A 16,501-nucleotide genomic window follows, 5' to 3' on the forward strand; every position below is an offset into this window, starting at 1 on the left:
TATGGCTGAGAAAGGAAAAACTGAGATGCCTTTAGAACCAGCAACTAAAAGAACATGGTTGCCATGGGCAATAGTTGGTGGCGTTGTTGTATTATTATTGTTGATAGTTATGGGTTCATACAATGGATTAGTTGGCAAGCAAGAAACAGTTGATGAGAAATGGGCAAATGTTGAAACAGCTTATCAGCGGAGAGCTGATCTTGTCCCTAATCTTGTTGAAACAGTAAAAGGAGCTGCTAATTTCGAGCAGAAATTGTTAACAGATATTACTGAAGCACGGGCAAGCATTGGTAAAGCTGAAAATCCAAAGACATTGCAGCAGGCAGGTGTTAATTTAGATTCTGCAATTGCACGATTATTAGTCGCTGTAGAAGCTTATCCTGATCTTAAGGCAAGCCAGGCATATCGTGATCTAATGGTGCAATTAGAAGGAACAGAAAACAGAATAAAGGTAGATAGGGATGAATTTAACAAAGCTGTTAAAGAATATAATGTCAAAGTTAGAAGATTCCCTTCGAATATGATTGCAAAATGGTTTGATTTTGAAACACGCGAATCATTTGCAGCAGAAGAAGGAGCTGAAAAAGCACCTGATGTTAGCTTTACATAATGTTAAATGTGAATATTTTATATTTCTTATTTTTTATGTTAATCTAAGGCTCTGTAGAAAATCTTCGCTAACGCTCAGGTTTTGGCACCGTGATTATCTCATGTATGTATAACAAGGAAAAAATTCCTATTGGAATTTCCTTTTTTCTCACCTATTGATTGGTAGGATAATCACAGGAATGGTGCCAAAAACTACATTTTCTACAGAGCCTTAATCTAAGAAAAATATATAAGTAATAATCTCATATTATTACTATGCACGGCTTAGAAGAAAAAAAAGAGCTTCTTATTGCTTATTGGAGAGAGCGTTATAGCTTTACTGAAGCAGAGCTCGAAGCATTTAAAGCTATACAACGAGAAGAGTTTATGCCGAAAGAATTTCAAGCATTTGCTTATCAAGATACTGCATTACCTATTTTACGAGGCAAAACAATCTCTCAGCCAACAACAGTTATGCTTATGACCCATGCTCTTGAATTACAATTAGGAGAAAAGGTATTTGAGGTTGGAACTGGCTCAGGTTATCAAACAGCGCTTCTTGCAGAATTGGTGGGAACTAAGGGAAAAGTTATTAGTTGTGAAGTGATTCCTGAATTAGTAGATTTTGCCCGTGAAAATTTGAAAAAAGCTGGAATTACTAATGTAACTATTTTTGAAGAAGACGGTTCTAAGGGTTTTCCAAGTGAAGCTCCCTTTGATAAAATCATCATAACTGCTGCTTCATTAGAATTTCCAAAAGAATTGATTGAACAATTAAATGTAAGCGGCATTATTGTCGGTCCAGTAGGAGATAGGGATGAACAGGAGATGGTGAAAGGAATTAAGCAAAACAATGGAAAGCTTGCATTAGAATTTTTAGGACAATTTTTGTTTTCTCCGTTATATGGAAGATATGGGTTTGAAGTTTAATAGCAAATAAATAACAAGGCTCTTTAGAAAATCTTGGCATAGCCTCGGTTTTGGCAAGATTTTCTAAAGAGCCAAATAACAAGAAAATACTTATTTCTGAAATTGCTGTTCTAATTGTTGATTTTGCCGTTTGTTTTTAATATGGTGATAGAGATAATAGCTTCCTAAACATACTAAGATAATAATAGAAGGCAAACTGAAATATTCAGAATAATGCTTAACCTCTTCCCATTTCTGGCCAAGGTAATAACCTAGTAAGATCAAGAAACTATCCCATAAGCTGGCGCCAAGTAAGGTATAAATGCAAAATTTTTTAAGATCCATTTTTGCGATTCCGGCAGGAATAGAAATTAAATGCCGGACAACAGGCAGAAACCTGCTGATTAAGACAGTTTTTTCTCCTTTTTCTGCAAACCATTTTTCAGTTTTTGCTAAATCCGCTAAATCAACAAAAAAATATCTGCCATATTTTGCAATTAATTTATTTCCACCACGCAATCCCATGTAATAAGATATTAGCGAGCCGGTTAAACTTGCAATTGCGCTTACTAAGATGACTATTACTAAATTGAAAGTCCCATTTGATGCTAGAAATCCTGCAAATGGCAGTACTAATTCTGAAGGAATCGGAATAACCATACTTTCAAAAACCATTAAAATAAAGACACCAAAATAACCTAAGGCAGAAATAAATTCTGTAATTTTTACTGCAGCAAAAGCAATTATTTGATTAATCCATGATAAAACCATACCTTATGCAAGTATGATCTTATTTATAATAATTCTTATTTGATGTACGTAATAAGTCTGGGGTTTTAGCGCCTACTTTTGTGAAGCTCCTCGATATCTTTATTAGGGATTTTTCGGGGTTCCTTGCCGATAGGCAAGTCTTATAATCCCAGACGCAAGCCAAATTATGACTCCTTGATTTATATTATTGAGGGAGTCGGGATTATATTTATAGAGAGAAAAATCCAATCGAACTAACTTGAAAAGCTGAACTGGCGCTAAAACCAAAGGAGGACTTATTACGTACATTTGATGGCTCTGTCCCGAATATAGTTTTTGGTGCCATGCTGGTGATTATCCTTCAAATTAATGAGTGAGAAAAAAGGAAATTACAATGGGAATTTTTTCCTTCTTATCAACAAGTGGGATAATCACGGCACCAAAACCGAGGCGTTAGCCGAGATTCGGGACAGAGCCTATTTAGTCATATTGCAGGCAAGTTCTTGTTTGGCAGATAGGATGCTTTTCCCTTATGTTGGGGTCAAAACAACCAACTTCTTTGCAGATATTATACATAGTAATGATTTCACTGCCATCTTCTGCAAGGTATGCTTTACCTGCTAGGTTAACATTGTTTTTATTTTTAAAATAATAACCGCCATACAATACTGCTGCAATAACAGCAAAGAAAATAACATACGCAAGAAAACTAGATTTTTTTTGAACAGTTTGCTGAGAACTAAATAATGGTTGCTGCAACCGATTAAGACGAGATTGTTGCTGAGGTTTAAACATATTCTTAATTTATGATAAGGAGATATATAAAGGTGACGGAAAATTATAATTATTTAACAATTAACGACCATAACGTTGGTCAACTGCTCGTAAAGCATCGTAAGCTTGAACGTTAGTTCCCTTACGTACACCTAATAAAGTAAATTTTAAACTCTGTACTGCAAAATCTCTATCTGGAACAAGACTAACAGTATCATAAGCAACTTCTTTTTCAAGCCCTGATCCTTTGCTTACACTAACTTGACCTACTTCAACAGCAGGTTTAGAAGCAGGCGATGGTTGTACAGGTGAATAAGGTTTTGGTAGATCTGGAACAGCATGTAAAGACGGTAATGATTTTAATGAAGATAATAATGATCCACCATCATAGCTTGAACCTGATCCCCTAACTAGACCTCTGCTCGAATCATATATTGATGTAATATCGAATGATTTAATTTGAGGTATTGTTGCAGCTTTCTGATATCTTACTACATATACTTCTAATTCTCCAGCATTAGCAGGCGTATCAGCTAATTGTTTTGCAGACATTGTTGCTAAAAGTTCTGCATTAAAAAGAGTTTGATGTTTAGGATCTGCAAAAATCAATAAATTTCCTGAATTGTCAACAAATTGTTTTACAACACCGCCTTTGTATCTTACAACTGCGCCAAAATAAGTACCTTCTGAAACATGTTTTCTATCAACAGATAGATGAATAAAAAATTCAGGTTTAAATTGTTCTTCAGGAGAAGCATCTGCTGCTGGAAAAGGAAGGAATGAAACTACATCAATAGTTGGACGATAAGAACTCGGTGTAAAACCAAAATTTCCTGAAACGCGAGCATCAAGAGAAATTGATGCAGGAGTTACTCGGTATAACAATGGCATTGTCCAATTAACATCAGCAACTTCACCAGATGTTAATCTATTTCCTGGCGCTACAACGGCAATATTCATAGGTAGTGGCAATAAAGGAGTTGGTCCTTCACCTGGAAGAGGATATTCAGATAAATCAACCGTTCTTCTAATTCCTGCTTTAGGATCATGTACAGGTTGAATCCATGTTAGATGATTAACACTTGCTAAATCACGTTCAAGATCTTTAGCTACTTGCCAAGCATTATCTATTGCAGAAGCTCGTCTACTTGCTGCTATTTTTTCATTAAGACTTAAAACTGTTCCCATTGTTTAAAACAAATACTACTCTATTTTTAAAGTTATTTACTAAATAGGGACTAATGATAAAAAAAGAGATGAAAAAAGAACAAAACATTTAAATAGTAGATCTCAGTAATACTAATTATGGCAACCCCGAGTAAAGAACTAAATGTGTTACAGTTGATTTTAGAAAATAGCCCCTTGAAAGAATGGCATTTTGAAGAGGTAGTTAAACTGTCAAAAGTGACCAGAATAGTTGCAAATAAATGGCTCAAAAAATATATCAAAGAAGGTTTGCTCAAAAGGATTAAACAAAAAGGAAAATTCCCTTATTTCACGGTAGGAAGCAATAATGCTGTTTATTATTCTTTTAAAAAAATTTATTTATTAGAACAGTTTCATAAAAGCGGATTATTGCCTAAACTATTTTCTTTGAAGAATGCTAAAACAATTATTGTTTTTGGGAGTTCAATTAAAGGAGATTGGTATAAAAATTCAGATATTGATATTTTTATTTATGGTAATACTGGTGAGTTTGACAAAAATATTTATGAACTCAGATTAAATAAACATATTGAATTGCACATTTTTGAAAATAAAAATGAACTGGAAGAAATTAAAACAGGATTAATAAAAAATGTGATTAATGGTTACGTGGTAAAAGGTCAGATTCAGGACATTGCTGAGGTGGCTTAGATGAAGATGATTATTGATGATCTTGAGAAAACATACAAACTTTGCACAAGCACTGGGAATATCAAAGAAAAGATTGTCGATATAGAATTAATAAAATCATTGAAAATTGTTGCTGAACAAGGCATTTTATTTATTACTGTAGCATCAAAAGATATTCCAAAAGAAAGCACAAATTGGACATTTGTATTTCGTGATTATTATGAATCATTGCGAGGATTAATTGAAGCGTATTTATTGTTTGATGGCATTGAAGCAGATAGCCACCAATGTAAAAATGCATTTCTTTGCTTTAAGCATCCTGAATTGGAACTTAATTGGGAATTTTTAGAAACAATTAGATTAAAAAGAAATGCTATTAATTATAGAGGACAATTACTAAGATACGATGATTGGAAAGTTTTCAAGCTAAATTTTGAACTGCATATGAATGCTTTGAAAAAAGAGATTGAGAAAAAGTTAAATTCAGAGTAATGTAGCAATATTTACCACTCACATAAGATGAATAAAGAAGTTTTATAAATAAAACAATAGTTCTTGAATATATGAAAACCCTCTTTATCGAAGCAAAATCCGATGTTAAGGCAGAGCTGCCAAAGGCTGTTTTACAACAAATAAAGCAGAAAACAACTAGTATTGGATTGTTCACTACAGTTCAATTCTTTGACAATCTCGATAATTTAAAAAAACAGCTATCTGATACAGGCATCGAAGTAAGAACATATCTTGGACCTCACAGTAAATATGAAGGCCAGATTCTTGGGTGCACTATTATGAATTTTGATTGCAGCGCGTTTCTCTATGTTGGCGATGGCAAATTTCATCCTGAAGCATTAGTTATTAAAAATCCCAATAAAGAAGTATTCTGTTTTGATCCATTTACCAAAGAATTTAAAACACTTGACAAAACAACAATTGAAAAAGGAATCCAGCGGCAAAAAGCAGGCTTGGCATTATTTTATACCAAACAAAAGATTGGTGTAATTGTTTCAACAAAACCAGGGCAATTTCACCTGCGAAAAGCGCGTGAATTAAAACAGCAATTTCCAAATAAAAAAATATTTATTTTTGTCGGCAATACCATTGATTTTGACCAATTAGAAAATTTCCCTTTTGTCGAAGTATGGGTAAATACAGCTTGCCCAAGGATATCCTATACTGATCATATGAAGTTTCCAAAACCTGTCGTAGACATTGATGAGATATTTAAGTTGGAAAGAGCGAGATAATTCAGCAAAAGTCACATAAAATATTCTTGAGGTGTTAAGAGAAAAAGTGATGATAATTAGATAGTGGCAAACATAATATAACAAATGTGCCTATAACTGTACGAAAATAATTCACAATTACTATGACTGAAAAATGACTCGAGCAATATTAGAACAAATAGTAGATGGAATAAAAAGGCATGATAAAGATAGTGTGCTTTCTGGTTTGAATAGTGTTTGGACTGGAAGCGGTCAGTTAGCGATAAGCAATCTTGATGATATAACTTTTGATTATTTAACTAATGATGTTAAAAGAGTTCTTGGTTTAAGAACAGTGCATGAATTGAGATCAGTATTAATCGATGCCGAAGTGCTCAGCAATGATTTAGCACAATATGATCCTGCAGAACAAGAGCGCATTTTAGCAGGAGTAATAGCTAAGCGTTCTCATCCAAAATTCGAATCAGCTTATTTTGATCCAGAATTAGGTGAAACAAAATTAGAAGAAAACAGAAGAAAGTTGGTTAAAAATCCTACATTTAAAAAAATGTTAGATGCAAGCGGCATAAGATGCTTAGATGATATAGAAAAAACAACAATTAGTTATGGATTAAACAAAGTATTAGGTATTGACTCGAAAGGAATACAGGTAACGCGTTTTAGAGAAAGAATGGTTGAGTTAGGATATTTTACCTATGATTTAAGTGATTATGCTGACGAAGATAAAGAACATGTTGGAGAAATAGTGATTAGATCTTTTTCAACAAGGAAAGTATCAGAATATTTTTCAGAAGAAAGACCCGAATCGGTTTTGGCAAAAAACAGGTGTATATTCTTAGAAACCAGTGTATTTAAAAAATATATTGAACAAAAGAATATCAAGTCTCTGGATGACATTGAAACAGATACTTTTGAAGATGGATTTTCGTTGGTCATAGGAGCGAAAAAAAGATCAGTCCCTGCTTTTATGGCTGCATTAATCGACTATGGTTGTCTTCCAAGTAACATTGAAGATTATTCCCCTGAAAATCAAGATAGAATTGTTGCCGGAATTATTTCCAGTTTTAATACAGCAGTACATTCGTATTATCTTGCTCATGAAGTTTTGAGCGAAGCTCAGAGAGAGAAAAATAGAGCATTCTTAATGAAGAGAAAAGAATTCAGGGCATTCCTTGAAGTGCAGGGCGTAATTTGCCTTGATGATATTACGGCGAATGTACCTGCTGGTTCAGTGTCTAACCAGCTCAATTGCAAGTCGTATAAACAACTCAGGAATAAATTAGCTGAAGTAGGTTATTTTAATATTAACTTGAGTGGATATGATGCTGAAGAAAGAGAAATAATTGTTCGGAAAATTCTTACTCAAAGATTAGCGCGTACTGAAAGTTCAGCATATCTTGATGAAGACCTTGAAGAAAAAGTAAAAGAGGATAACAGAAATGCAATTATAGCTTCGCAAGCATTTAAAGATCACCTTAAAGAACATAGAATTATGAGTTTAGATAATATAAGACGCCATGCACATACTTATGGAAGTATTACTTATTTCATTGGAGAAACTAAACCTCAAAAAGTAAAAAGTAAGTTGATCGAAGCAGGAACATTTAGCGAAAGTCTTGCTGATTACACACCTGAAGATCAGGAGTTTATTACTAAACAAATCATTGATAATCTTGAAGTAGGAAATACTACTAGTGCTTATGCTGTAGCAACATTGTCTCCTGATATTTTAGAACTCAATAAAAAAATTATCTTAGGATCAGCGGCATTTAAAGAATTCCTTAAACAGCATAACGTTTTTTCTCTGGATGATATTGAATCGAGAACATTTGGAAAAGGACTTTGCGCGTTGCTAGGAACAACTATTGGATCTTCAGAAAAAGAAAAAGAAGCTTTGGTAAGATATGGTGTTTTCAGTTATAGACTTAAAGAATATGCTTCTGAAACACAAGAAAATATATGTAAACAAATAGTTGAAGATTTGGAAAAATCAAAACAACTCTCAGTTTATTTTTCAGATGAACGTGATGCCGAAATAGTAGATGAAAATCGAGCTCTATTTGCGCAAAGCAAAGCATTTAAAGAGTACCGTGATAAAAATGGTTGGAAAACATTAGATCATATTCAGCATCCTAATCTCAAAAGAGCAATAACTTCAATAATGGGTTGCGTAGTTTCAGTAAATGAATTAAGAGATATCTTAGTAAAATATGGCGCTTACAATTATAAATTGCAAGAAGAAGAACCTTCACTGCTTGAAGCAGCAGCTTGTAAAATAATTGAATCTGCAAAAAATAGAAAAGATCAAAACAAGTCAAGTTATTTTAATGATGATTTAGATCATGAAATAATTGATGACAATCAATTAGCTATATTAGGAACAAGATCTGCGCAAGAATTTTTAGCAGAAGAAGGCGCTTCTCTCGATGATTTAACTACTCTTTCATTTAATGCAAGAAGATTTCTTACTAAAATTAAAGTTATTGATCAGATTCCCTCAAGAAAATCAGATCGCAGAACACGTAAAGCTTCATATAGAATGATCCAAAAAGAATGGCAGCCTGATGAAGAAAGAGCATTGTATGCTTTAGCTGAATCTTTTAGAGAAGATACTGATGCGCTTATTACAGAGATCAGAGGAAATAAAACAAGATATCAAGAACAATTGGGTGTTAGTGTTAATGCGATCTATTCTAAAATGGAACGACTTGGCATTCTACCCGAAACAAATCAAGCAAATAGAACTACTGCAGACAGATCAGGAATAGTATATCCTTTTCCACAAATACATCATGATGAATATCCAGGTGTTCTTAATCTATTCAGAAATGTAAGTGTGTTATTGGGTAAAAATAGCCTTCCACAATATGTACCATTAGTTGGTTATGATTCTGCAACACATGAACAATTTCATCATGCTACACTGCCGATTAGATTCAAAGGAATAGAAATTAACGATTATACATCTGCGGAACAAGAAGTAATTGCTGTTGTTAATAGATATATTTCAGATAATAGTTATTGGATAAGAAGAGCTAATGGAGATATAGAAGTGCCTACCTTGATTGAACTTGAAGATCCACGAATAATTGCAAGGCATGATGCTATTACCGATAGAACCTACGTAGAACTTGTATTCAGAAAAAGATTTAATCCAAATAATCTTACCGACACGGTCGCATTAATTCATGGTAGAACTGAATATTTGCATTTTAAACATGATGGAGAAGTAACGTTTGAACGTACTAATTAACCATAAGAATAATAATTTGTAAATTTATCATGCTAATCCATGATTATCTATGCATATCCTTCATCATCAACAGTCATTATAGGCAAGGTGAATTTGAATTCACTTCCTTTGCCAACCTCAGAAATCACCCAAATAGTGCCGCCATGTTGTTCGACAATATGTTTAGAAATAGGCAAACCTAAACCAGTGCCGCCATGCTGCCTTGTCATAGAAGAATCTACTTGAAAAAATTTATCAAATAATTTATCATGATATTCTGGAGGAATTCCTTGACCAGTATCTTTAATTGAGATCTCAAGAAGATTGTTATTTTTGAGCAGAGTTATAATTATATTTCCACCTTCCGGTGTAAATTTAATTGCATTGCCTAACAGATTAACAAATACTTGTTTAATAAGATCTTTGCTTCCCATAATCAAAGGCAACTTTTCATGACTATTCAGCGTAATAGTTATATTCTTTTCTTCCCCAAGCATACGCATAGTAGTAATAACATCTTCTGCAATAGCGGCTAAATGAAGAGGAGTTTTCCGTAATTCCATTTTTCTGTTTTCAAGCCGTGATAAATCAAGAATATCGTTAATCAATCGTGTAAGGCGGTCTGCTTCTTCGCAAACAATACCCAGTGACTCTTGCTGCTCTTTTGTAATTGAACCCAATTTTTCTGTTTTCATTAAGAGACTGTAACCTTTAATGCTGGTTAAAGGAGTCCTTAGTTCATGACTGACATTGCTTACAAAATCTGATTTCAACTTGTCCATTTTAGTAAGTTCTTCATTCTTTTTTCTTAGTTCTCCGGTAGCTTGATAAATTTCGTTGCGCAATTTTTTATTAAAAGTGCTTATTTCACCATATAACTTCGATTTTTCCAAAGCAACACTGATTTGATTAGTTAAAATCTGAAGCGCATTTTTATATTTTGAAAAATTATCATAATGCTGGCTTTCAAGATCTAAAATCCCAATAACTTTATTGTCTTGAATCAGAGGAATTGTTGCTTCTGAAACAGTAGCTGTATGGATACTAATGTAATTTGGATGCTGCGAAACATTTCTTACAATAATAGGTTCACCAGTTTTAACAACAATACCAGCTATGCCTTCTGTTTTTTTCAAAGTAAACGTATCTTTGTAATATTGGTCAAATCCCTTGCAAAGCTTCACTTTAAGATAATCGTTATCAAGCAAGAGCAATGAAGCGCTATCAGCTTTAGTTAATTCAATTGTTTTATCAAGTATAATTGACAAGAGGCTATCAAGTTCCAGTGTTGAACTAATGAGCTGGCTTATCTCAAGAAGCGCTGAGAAATTTTCTTTATCTGTTTTAATATGAGAATAAAGATCTGAATTTTTGATCATGATTGCTGCTTGTTGGGAAAGCATGCTGAGGAACTGCAATTCATTGGGGGTGTATCGGCGCTCTTTTTTTGTGTAAACATTAACAACGCCAATTGCAGATTCGCCGATAATAAGGGGAACGCTCAGCATACTAAACAGATTTAATCTTTGCGCATATTCTTTAATGGTGTATAATGGCTCTTCTTGAACATTGCGTACATAAACTATTTGTTTTTCCTGATAAGCTTTGCCGGATACGCCATCACCAACTTTATACCCTACGGTCTCGCAATATTCCTTATCAAGATTGTACGTTGAACGAGCAAGCAATCGTCTGCTATAATCATCATAAAGCAGAATTGAGCAATAGTCTATATGAAATAACGAAACAATTTCCTTGGTGATTTCTTGCAATACTGCATCAATGTCCATAGTTTCCACTGCTTTTTTAGTAACTGCATACATTGCTGAAAGCCTATTTAATCGTTGAATGTTTTGTTGGTACAGATTTGCATTTTCGATACTTACACCCAGTTGATGCGCGAACGTCATGAGGGCAGTTATTTGCGACTTAGTGATAAGTTCTTTGCTGTATTTGTTGTCGAGACTAATCATTCCGATCATAGTTCCCTTGCTTATTAGCGGAAGGCTTGCTGATTGTTTGATCTGTGTTTTACCAAGATATTTATTAAGTTCTGTCGCTGTTTCTTCATTAACAATAATAGGCGTTTTTTTTGTTGCGCAGTGATATGCTTTTTCAAAAGAAGGTATGATCGGAATTTTAACTTTAGAAAATTCAGAAGTACTGATGTAAGAAGACATTGCGCCATTAAGCACATTTTCTTGCTTGTCACGAAGATAAATTCTTACACGATCAAAACCTAATTTTTTAAAGGTCTTAATGCCAATAGTAAGACGTTCAGGAAGATCGATATTACTCTGAAGCTGGCTGCTCAGTTCGTATAATGTTTTTAAATAGGTATTTCTTTTTTCCAAATCTTTGGCAATTTTAATTCGCTTGGTAATATCTCTCAGAGAAATAATTAATTTTCCCGTTTCAGGAATAATGCCAAAACTAAGTTCAACATTGATCCTGGTATTTTGTTTAGTAATAAGTTCTACAACGCATTTATTAGGAATGATGTCATTAGTTGAGCTTATACGAAAAGCCTCGCAATAAGATTTAACCGTATTTCTTGATTCAGGAGTAAATATATCCAAGAAAGAACTGCATGTTTTTAGATACTCTTGAGTATATCCTGTTAAAAGATTAAAATTTCGATTGATTAAAACAGGAGAGTTGGTATTATCAATAATAATCACTGAATCACTAATATATTCAAATAATGCCTGATATTCCTCTTTTGATTGCCTTAATTTTTGAATAAAAAAGAATTTATCCAAAGACAATGCAATAATCTCATTTATACTTTTTATGACAGAAATATGTTCATTGCAATAATAGTTTTCCATGGCGCTGCCCACAAAAAGTGCTCCCAAGATTTTTTCTTCCACTTCTAAAGGAACAACCAGAATGCACCTGATCCCTTGGTTAAAAAGCATCTGGTCATATTTTTTAGAAGGCAATTGATCAAAGACTATTATTTTTTCTTGAGGAGTTAAACACACTTCTGAAAGAAATGTTTTGTTAAAAGAAACTTCATGATATTTGCATTCATGAGAAATAACATCCGAGGGTGATTCTTTGATGGGGTAAATGCTAAATGTTTGCTGAGCTTCATCAATCAGTGCCAAACTGCATATATCAAAAAAAACGAATTGTTTGAGATGCTCCTCAATAAAATGCAATACTTCATCGAGTTGTTTTGCGTGATTGATGCGCTTTATAAGTCCTGGGACTATGGTAAAATGCTGAGATATGATCTCTTCGGTAATAACCTTTGACTTTTGCACGGGCATTTTCATGATAATAATTGCTTTTTATACAATAGGCACAAAATGATCAAATTTTTTTGTTTCTATTTCAGTTCTTGTTACTTTAACAATGTTTAAGGACATTGTTTCTTTAATCACCATACTCTCATAAAAATACGGCAGTATTTTACTAAAGGTATCCATTATTTCAAGATCAAGATTTTGTTTTTTAGACACCATCACAAAACTATTTTTCATTGTTTGCCCAATAAAATCTTGATCTGAAACCGCATTCGCAAGCAGCCGGGAAAGCAAAAGCAGCACTTCGTTCCCTCGTTTATAACCAAATGCTTCGACATACTCCTTAAAATTGTTAAGCACAATGCTGTATAACACGAAATCTTCTTCATGCAACATTCTTTCACGAAGATGCTCCATAATAGCACCTTTTACCGGTAATTGGGTGATGGGATGCTTTTCTGAAACATGTTCTTTGTACTTTAACATCAATTGAATTCTTGCTTCTAATTCCATAGGATCAAATGGCTTGGTAATATAATCGTCTGCATTATATAAAATTCCTTTTATTTTATCATCTAGTTCTCCTTTTGCCGTCAGCATAATAACTTGTATGTGCTGCGTCAGGGCGTTTTCTTTAATTTGTTTGCATACTTCATAGCCGGTCATGCCTGGCATCATTAAATCCAATACTACTAACTCAGGTGATATCTGTTTAATTTTCTCAAGCGCTTCTATTCCTGAACTTGCCTCATGCAGGGAAAAATTTGACGACATCAAGCTGAGTTTAACAAGATTAATCACATGCGGTTCGTCATCAACAATCAAAACTTTTGGTTTTTTTGAATCCTGTTTTACACGCCACAATTTAGAAGGTGCTACATCTTCATATTCGAGTAATCCATGCGCTTTCATAATTTCAAGGTATTTACTGATAGTTACCCTATTATGCCCAATGTATTTCGCAATTTCAGAACTTGATGCTCCATACTCTTTTTGCTGAAGATGACTAATTATTTTTTGTTTAATATCACTGTTTAAATTCTCCATTTCATCACCTATGCAACTAGATTAAGATTTAATTTAATTCGCCTTATTAATTCCATGGGATCAAAGGGCTTGGTTAAATAATCATCAGCTCCAACTTCAATTGCTTCAAGCTTGTCATGCATTTGGCTTTTTGCTGATAAAATTAAAACAGGCGTATCTTTTGTACCGGGATTGTGCTTCAAAAGCTCACAAAACTCATAACCATTCATCCCTGGCATCATTAAATCTAAAACAACAATATCTGGTGTTTGTTTTTCCAATAAATACTGAGCTTCTCTCGCAGAGTACGCTGGAATCACTTCATATTTATCCTTATTTAAACTTAAAGAAATTAAATGCACTATATGCGGCTCATCATCAACCACAAGCACTTGTTTTTTATCCATATGGTTCACCCCTCAGTTTATCTTAGTTTTATTTTGATATCAGGGTTTGAACTACTGCCTCTTGATTACTTTACCCCCCACTATAAACATATCTGTATAACAGATATGTTATGCTTATATTTAAATATTATTAATAACTGAGAAGTGACATTAAAGAAAATTATTATTTTATTAGAATTTATCAATAACTACTTGTCCAGCTTTAACATGGAGCAATACTTCTCTTTTATCATCAAAACCTGAGATATCAGTTGCTAAAGGAGGCAATAAAATTCTATTGCCCCTTAAGGTAAGCATGGTAATAACTTCCTTAATCTCTCGTGGTTTAGTTGAGATTGCACCAGATTCTTCAAGTATATCTTTAGAAGTGCCAGTTATTTTTTGCTGATATTGCAATGCACGCTCTGCAAAATAATGGGCTATTTTATCAGCAATATTGATGTTAGTGCATTTGGTTATACCTTGCAAACCAGGTGACAAATTAACTTCTAAAACCAATGGTCCGCGAGGAGTTTCTAACATATCAACAGCGCACACTTCAGCACCTATTGATTGAGCTGCATCAACAGCTATTTTTGCAGCATGTGGATCAATAAATTTGGCTATAGCAGTGCCGCCTGCATGAAGATTAGCGCGTTCTTCTCCAACTTCTGCAATTCGTTCCATTGAAGCAACTACTTTTTTTCCAACAACAAAAGCGCGCAAGTCTTTTCCATGAGTATCAACATATTCCTGAATAATAAACGGCTGTTTAAGAGTCTGCAATGCATCTAACATTGAACTTGCTGAAGCGTAGGAATCAGCAATTAATACCCCTTTTCCATGAGTGCCTTCAGGAAATTTCATAACAATAGGATAATTAAGATTTGCAAGCAGATTTTTTGCAGATTGTGTTGTTGCAGTTAAGTAGGTTGCAGGCATAGGCACATTATGTTTCTGCAATTCCATCTGCGTCAATAATTTATTATGGCCAAACGTAAAAGCAGATGCAATAATAGGCATATATGTTTCCCCATATAATGCATTAGTAAGCGCCTGCAATAAAGGCGCAAATCGAAACGAGCCTTTCGCATAAATACAGTCATATTTTTTTAAAGGCTTGCCTTCATAGAGAATTTCTACTTCTTTGCCAACCTTAACTTCAATATTTTTAATAGCAAGCATATCAACAGAAGTAAAGTAATTTTTCATAGCTTCATAGGTCCATTGAGAACTTGCGCTGCCCTGGCTGATAATTGCGGCTGTTAAGTGTTCCATAATAATCGATAGTTAGCTTTTCAAAGGATCTATTAAAAACTTTCCTTGCTTTAATACATCTTGACCTATAAGAACTTGATATTTCATATGGCTTCTATTAGCAACAGTAAATCCTACGGGAATGCGTTTGCTTGCTAATTCAATCAAACCTTCCTGCACTGCCCTTAATGAAGTGCCATGTGCAGATTTAATAACCTTAACCCGTGTGAACGGGCCGTATTTTAACTCTTGAGCTAACTGCCGGTCTATAGAACTTCGTGATGCGCCAGTATCAATTTTTGCGCGAACTTTTTTTGGCGCAACTTTATTGCCAAAAATAATAACATCCTCGCATAAACCAATGATTGTTCTTCTCGGCAACACTGAAACCATACTGATTTTTCAATTCAGTGGTATTTAAATGTTATTAATTCACCGGCTCTGGTGAAAATGTAGTTTTAGCGCCCATTCTGTGAAGCTTTTTTTAGATAACTGTGGGGATTTTTCGGAGTTCCAGAGAGAAAAATCCAATGTTTAATCACTTTTGAAGCTGAACTGGCGCTAAAACCTGAAAGATTTTCACCAGAGCCGAATACGCATAAATTTATAAATTATTGTGCGTTATTTTACTCTATGATTTCAAGCAAAATCACTTACCTCCAACCAATTACCTTACCAACAGAGATAGATGATAATACTCAACTCTATGTTTTCAAAAAAGAGATCGATAATTACGTAGCTTTAGTTAAAGGTGATGTTTTTGGGAAAGAAAAGGTATTATTACGATTGCATTCTGAATGCATGTTTGGCGATATTTTTGGAAGTAAAGCATGTGATTGCAAAGAACAACTTGATGCAGCAAAACAGAAATTAAAGCAAGCGGATAAAGGAATTCTTTTTTACTTGCCTCAAGAAGGCAGAGGAATTGGACTGCGGAATAAAGTTGAAGCTTATCGCTTGAAAGAAGAGAAAGGATATGACACTGCTGAAGCAAACAAGCAGCTTGGTTTTTCTGAAGACTTGCGTGATTATAATTACGTCGCAGGTATTTTAAAAGATTTTTTCAAAGTAAAGAGTGTTATGTTATTATCAAATAATCCCCACAAGATTAAAGCGCTTGAAAATATTGGAATTGCTGTTGAAATTCAAGCGCTTAAAATTAAGCCGAATAAATTCAATGAAAAATATCTCCAGACAAAAAAAGAAAAATTTGGGCATAGATTGTAGATAATTTTGCAGAGTTCTCTAAAACTAAACGAAGAC

At 33.9% G+C, this 16,501-nt stretch carries 15 protein-coding genes; 7 read left to right on the forward strand and 8 right to left on the reverse strand.

Translation table 11 applies throughout. The features are described 5' to 3' along the window. Positions 1–25: 25 nt before the first annotated feature. Both HYY69_01475 and HYY69_01480 read left to right on the forward strand, forming a co-directional pair. A complete protein-coding gene (locus HYY69_01475; GenBank protein MBI3032117.1) occupies positions 26–610 on the forward strand; it encodes a LemA family protein in 585 nt (194 codons plus the stop codon). A gap of 254 nt (positions 611–864) precedes the next feature. Continuing rightward, positions 865–1,518 carry a protein-L-isoaspartate(D-aspartate) O-methyltransferase gene (locus HYY69_01480; GenBank protein MBI3032118.1) on the forward strand — a complete coding sequence of 218 codons (654 nt, stop codon included), beginning with the start codon at positions 865–867 and terminating at the stop codon, positions 1,516–1,518. A 90-nt stretch (positions 1,519–1,608) separates the two neighbouring features. On the opposite strand, the gene HYY69_01485 is transcribed toward HYY69_01480, so the two are convergent. From HYY69_01485 to HYY69_01495, 3 genes are all read right to left on the reverse strand, one after another. After that, positions 1,609–2,268, reverse strand: a complete 660-nt coding sequence (locus tag HYY69_01485; protein MBI3032119.1) for a DedA family protein — start codon at positions 2,266–2,268, stop codon at positions 1,609–1,611. 459 nt (positions 2,269–2,727) lie between these two features. Beyond that, a complete protein-coding gene (locus HYY69_01490) occupies positions 2,728–3,042 on the reverse strand; it encodes a hypothetical protein (GenBank protein ID MBI3032120.1) in 315 nt (104 codons plus the stop codon). A 60-nt stretch (positions 3,043–3,102) separates the two neighbouring features. After that, the gene (locus tag HYY69_01495; GenBank protein ID MBI3032121.1) at positions 3,103–4,209 is read right to left on the reverse strand and encodes a hypothetical protein; all 1,107 of its coding nucleotides are present in this window, start codon (positions 4,207–4,209) and stop codon (positions 3,103–3,105) included. A 117-nt stretch (positions 4,210–4,326) separates the two neighbouring features. Here HYY69_01495 and HYY69_01500 point away from each other — a divergent pair, with 117 nt between their 5' ends. The 4 genes from HYY69_01500 (at position 4,327) to HYY69_01515 (ending at position 9,336) form a co-directional block, all read left to right on the forward strand. Next, on the forward strand, positions 4,327–4,878 hold the full coding sequence (locus HYY69_01500; GenBank protein ID MBI3032122.1) for a nucleotidyltransferase domain-containing protein: 552 nt from the start codon (positions 4,327–4,329) through the stop codon (positions 4,876–4,878). Next, the gene (locus HYY69_01505) at positions 4,879–5,349 is read left to right on the forward strand and encodes a hypothetical protein (GenBank protein MBI3032123.1); all 471 of its coding nucleotides are present in this window, start codon (positions 4,879–4,881) and stop codon (positions 5,347–5,349) included. A 71-nt stretch (positions 5,350–5,420) separates the two neighbouring features. Next, positions 5,421–6,104, forward strand: a complete 684-nt coding sequence (locus HYY69_01510; GenBank protein MBI3032124.1) for a diphthamide synthesis protein — start codon at positions 5,421–5,423, stop codon at positions 6,102–6,104. Between the two features lie 133 nt (positions 6,105–6,237). Further along, the gene (locus HYY69_01515) at positions 6,238–9,336 is read left to right on the forward strand and encodes a hypothetical protein (protein ID MBI3032125.1); all 3,099 of its coding nucleotides are present in this window, start codon (positions 6,238–6,240) and stop codon (positions 9,334–9,336) included. Positions 9,337–9,383: 47 nt separating this feature from the next. Here HYY69_01515 and HYY69_01520 read toward each other — a convergent pair whose 3' ends face one another. The 5 genes from HYY69_01520 to HYY69_01540 all read right to left on the reverse strand — a co-directional run bounded on the left by HYY69_01520 (position 9,384) and on the right by HYY69_01540 (position 15,631). Continuing rightward, positions 9,384–12,587 carry a GAF domain-containing protein gene (locus HYY69_01520; GenBank protein MBI3032126.1) on the reverse strand — a complete coding sequence of 1,068 codons (3,204 nt, stop codon included), beginning with the start codon at positions 12,585–12,587 and terminating at the stop codon, positions 9,384–9,386. A 27-nt stretch (positions 12,588–12,614) separates the two neighbouring features. Further along, positions 12,615–13,616, reverse strand: coding sequence for a response regulator (locus HYY69_01525; GenBank protein ID MBI3032127.1), 1,002 nt, complete (start codon positions 13,614–13,616; stop codon positions 12,615–12,617). 8 nt (positions 13,617–13,624) lie between these two features. Further along, a complete protein-coding gene (locus HYY69_01530; protein MBI3032128.1) occupies positions 13,625–14,002 on the reverse strand; it encodes a response regulator in 378 nt (125 codons plus the stop codon). A 171-nt stretch (positions 14,003–14,173) separates the two neighbouring features. After that, positions 14,174–15,259 carry a RimK family alpha-L-glutamate ligase gene (locus HYY69_01535; GenBank protein MBI3032129.1) on the reverse strand — a complete coding sequence of 362 codons (1,086 nt, stop codon included), beginning with the start codon at positions 15,257–15,259 and terminating at the stop codon, positions 14,174–14,176. A gap of 12 nt (positions 15,260–15,271) precedes the next feature. Then, the gene (locus HYY69_01540) at positions 15,272–15,631 is read right to left on the reverse strand and encodes an ATP-dependent zinc protease (GenBank protein MBI3032130.1); all 360 of its coding nucleotides are present in this window, start codon (positions 15,629–15,631) and stop codon (positions 15,272–15,274) included. Positions 15,632–15,871: 240 nt separating this feature from the next. Here HYY69_01540 and HYY69_01545 point away from each other — a divergent pair, with 240 nt between their 5' ends. Next, on the forward strand, positions 15,872–16,465 hold the full coding sequence (locus tag HYY69_01545) for a GTP cyclohydrolase II (protein MBI3032131.1): 594 nt from the start codon (positions 15,872–15,874) through the stop codon (positions 16,463–16,465). Positions 16,466–16,501 lie beyond the last annotated feature (36 nt).

The sequence above is a fragment of the Candidatus Woesearchaeota archaeon genome (assembly GCA_016192995.1).
Taxonomy (GTDB): domain Archaea; phylum Nanobdellota; class Nanobdellia; order Woesearchaeales; family DSVV01; genus JACPTB01.

Bases quoted from the DNA above. Each gene is read 5' to 3' on its own strand.
- HYY69_01475 (MBI3032117.1), top strand. From the start codon at position 26: ATGCCTTTAGAACCAGCAACTAAAAGAACATGGTTGCCATGGGCAATA.
- HYY69_01480 (MBI3032118.1), top strand. From the start codon at position 865: ATGCACGGCTTAGAAGAAAAAAAAGAGCTTCTTATTGCTTATTGGAGA.
- HYY69_01485 (MBI3032119.1), bottom strand. From the start codon at position 2,268: ATGGTTTTATCATGGATTAATCAAATAATTGCTTTTGCTGCAGTAAAA.
- HYY69_01490 (MBI3032120.1), bottom strand. From the start codon at position 3,042: ATGTTTAAACCTCAGCAACAATCTCGTCTTAATCGGTTGCAGCAACCA.
- HYY69_01495 (MBI3032121.1), bottom strand. From the start codon at position 4,209: ATGGGAACAGTTTTAAGTCTTAATGAAAAAATAGCAGCAAGTAGACGA.
- HYY69_01500 (MBI3032122.1), top strand. From the start codon at position 4,327: ATGGCAACCCCGAGTAAAGAACTAAATGTGTTACAGTTGATTTTAGAA.
- HYY69_01505 (MBI3032123.1), top strand. From the start codon at position 4,879: ATGAAGATGATTATTGATGATCTTGAGAAAACATACAAACTTTGCACA.
- HYY69_01510 (MBI3032124.1), top strand. From the start codon at position 5,421: ATGAAAACCCTCTTTATCGAAGCAAAATCCGATGTTAAGGCAGAGCTG.
- HYY69_01515 (MBI3032125.1), top strand. From the start codon at position 6,238: ATGACTCGAGCAATATTAGAACAAATAGTAGATGGAATAAAAAGGCAT.
- HYY69_01525 (MBI3032127.1), bottom strand. From the start codon at position 13,616: ATGGAGAATTTAAACAGTGATATTAAACAAAAAATAATTAGTCATCTT.
- HYY69_01530 (MBI3032128.1), bottom strand. From the start codon at position 14,002: ATGGATAAAAAACAAGTGCTTGTGGTTGATGATGAGCCGCATATAGTG.
- HYY69_01535 (MBI3032129.1), bottom strand. From the start codon at position 15,259: ATGGAACACTTAACAGCCGCAATTATCAGCCAGGGCAGCGCAAGTTCT.
- HYY69_01540 (MBI3032130.1), bottom strand. From the start codon at position 15,631: ATGGTTTCAGTGTTGCCGAGAAGAACAATCATTGGTTTATGCGAGGAT.
- HYY69_01545 (MBI3032131.1), top strand. From the start codon at position 15,872: ATGATTTCAAGCAAAATCACTTACCTCCAACCAATTACCTTACCAACA.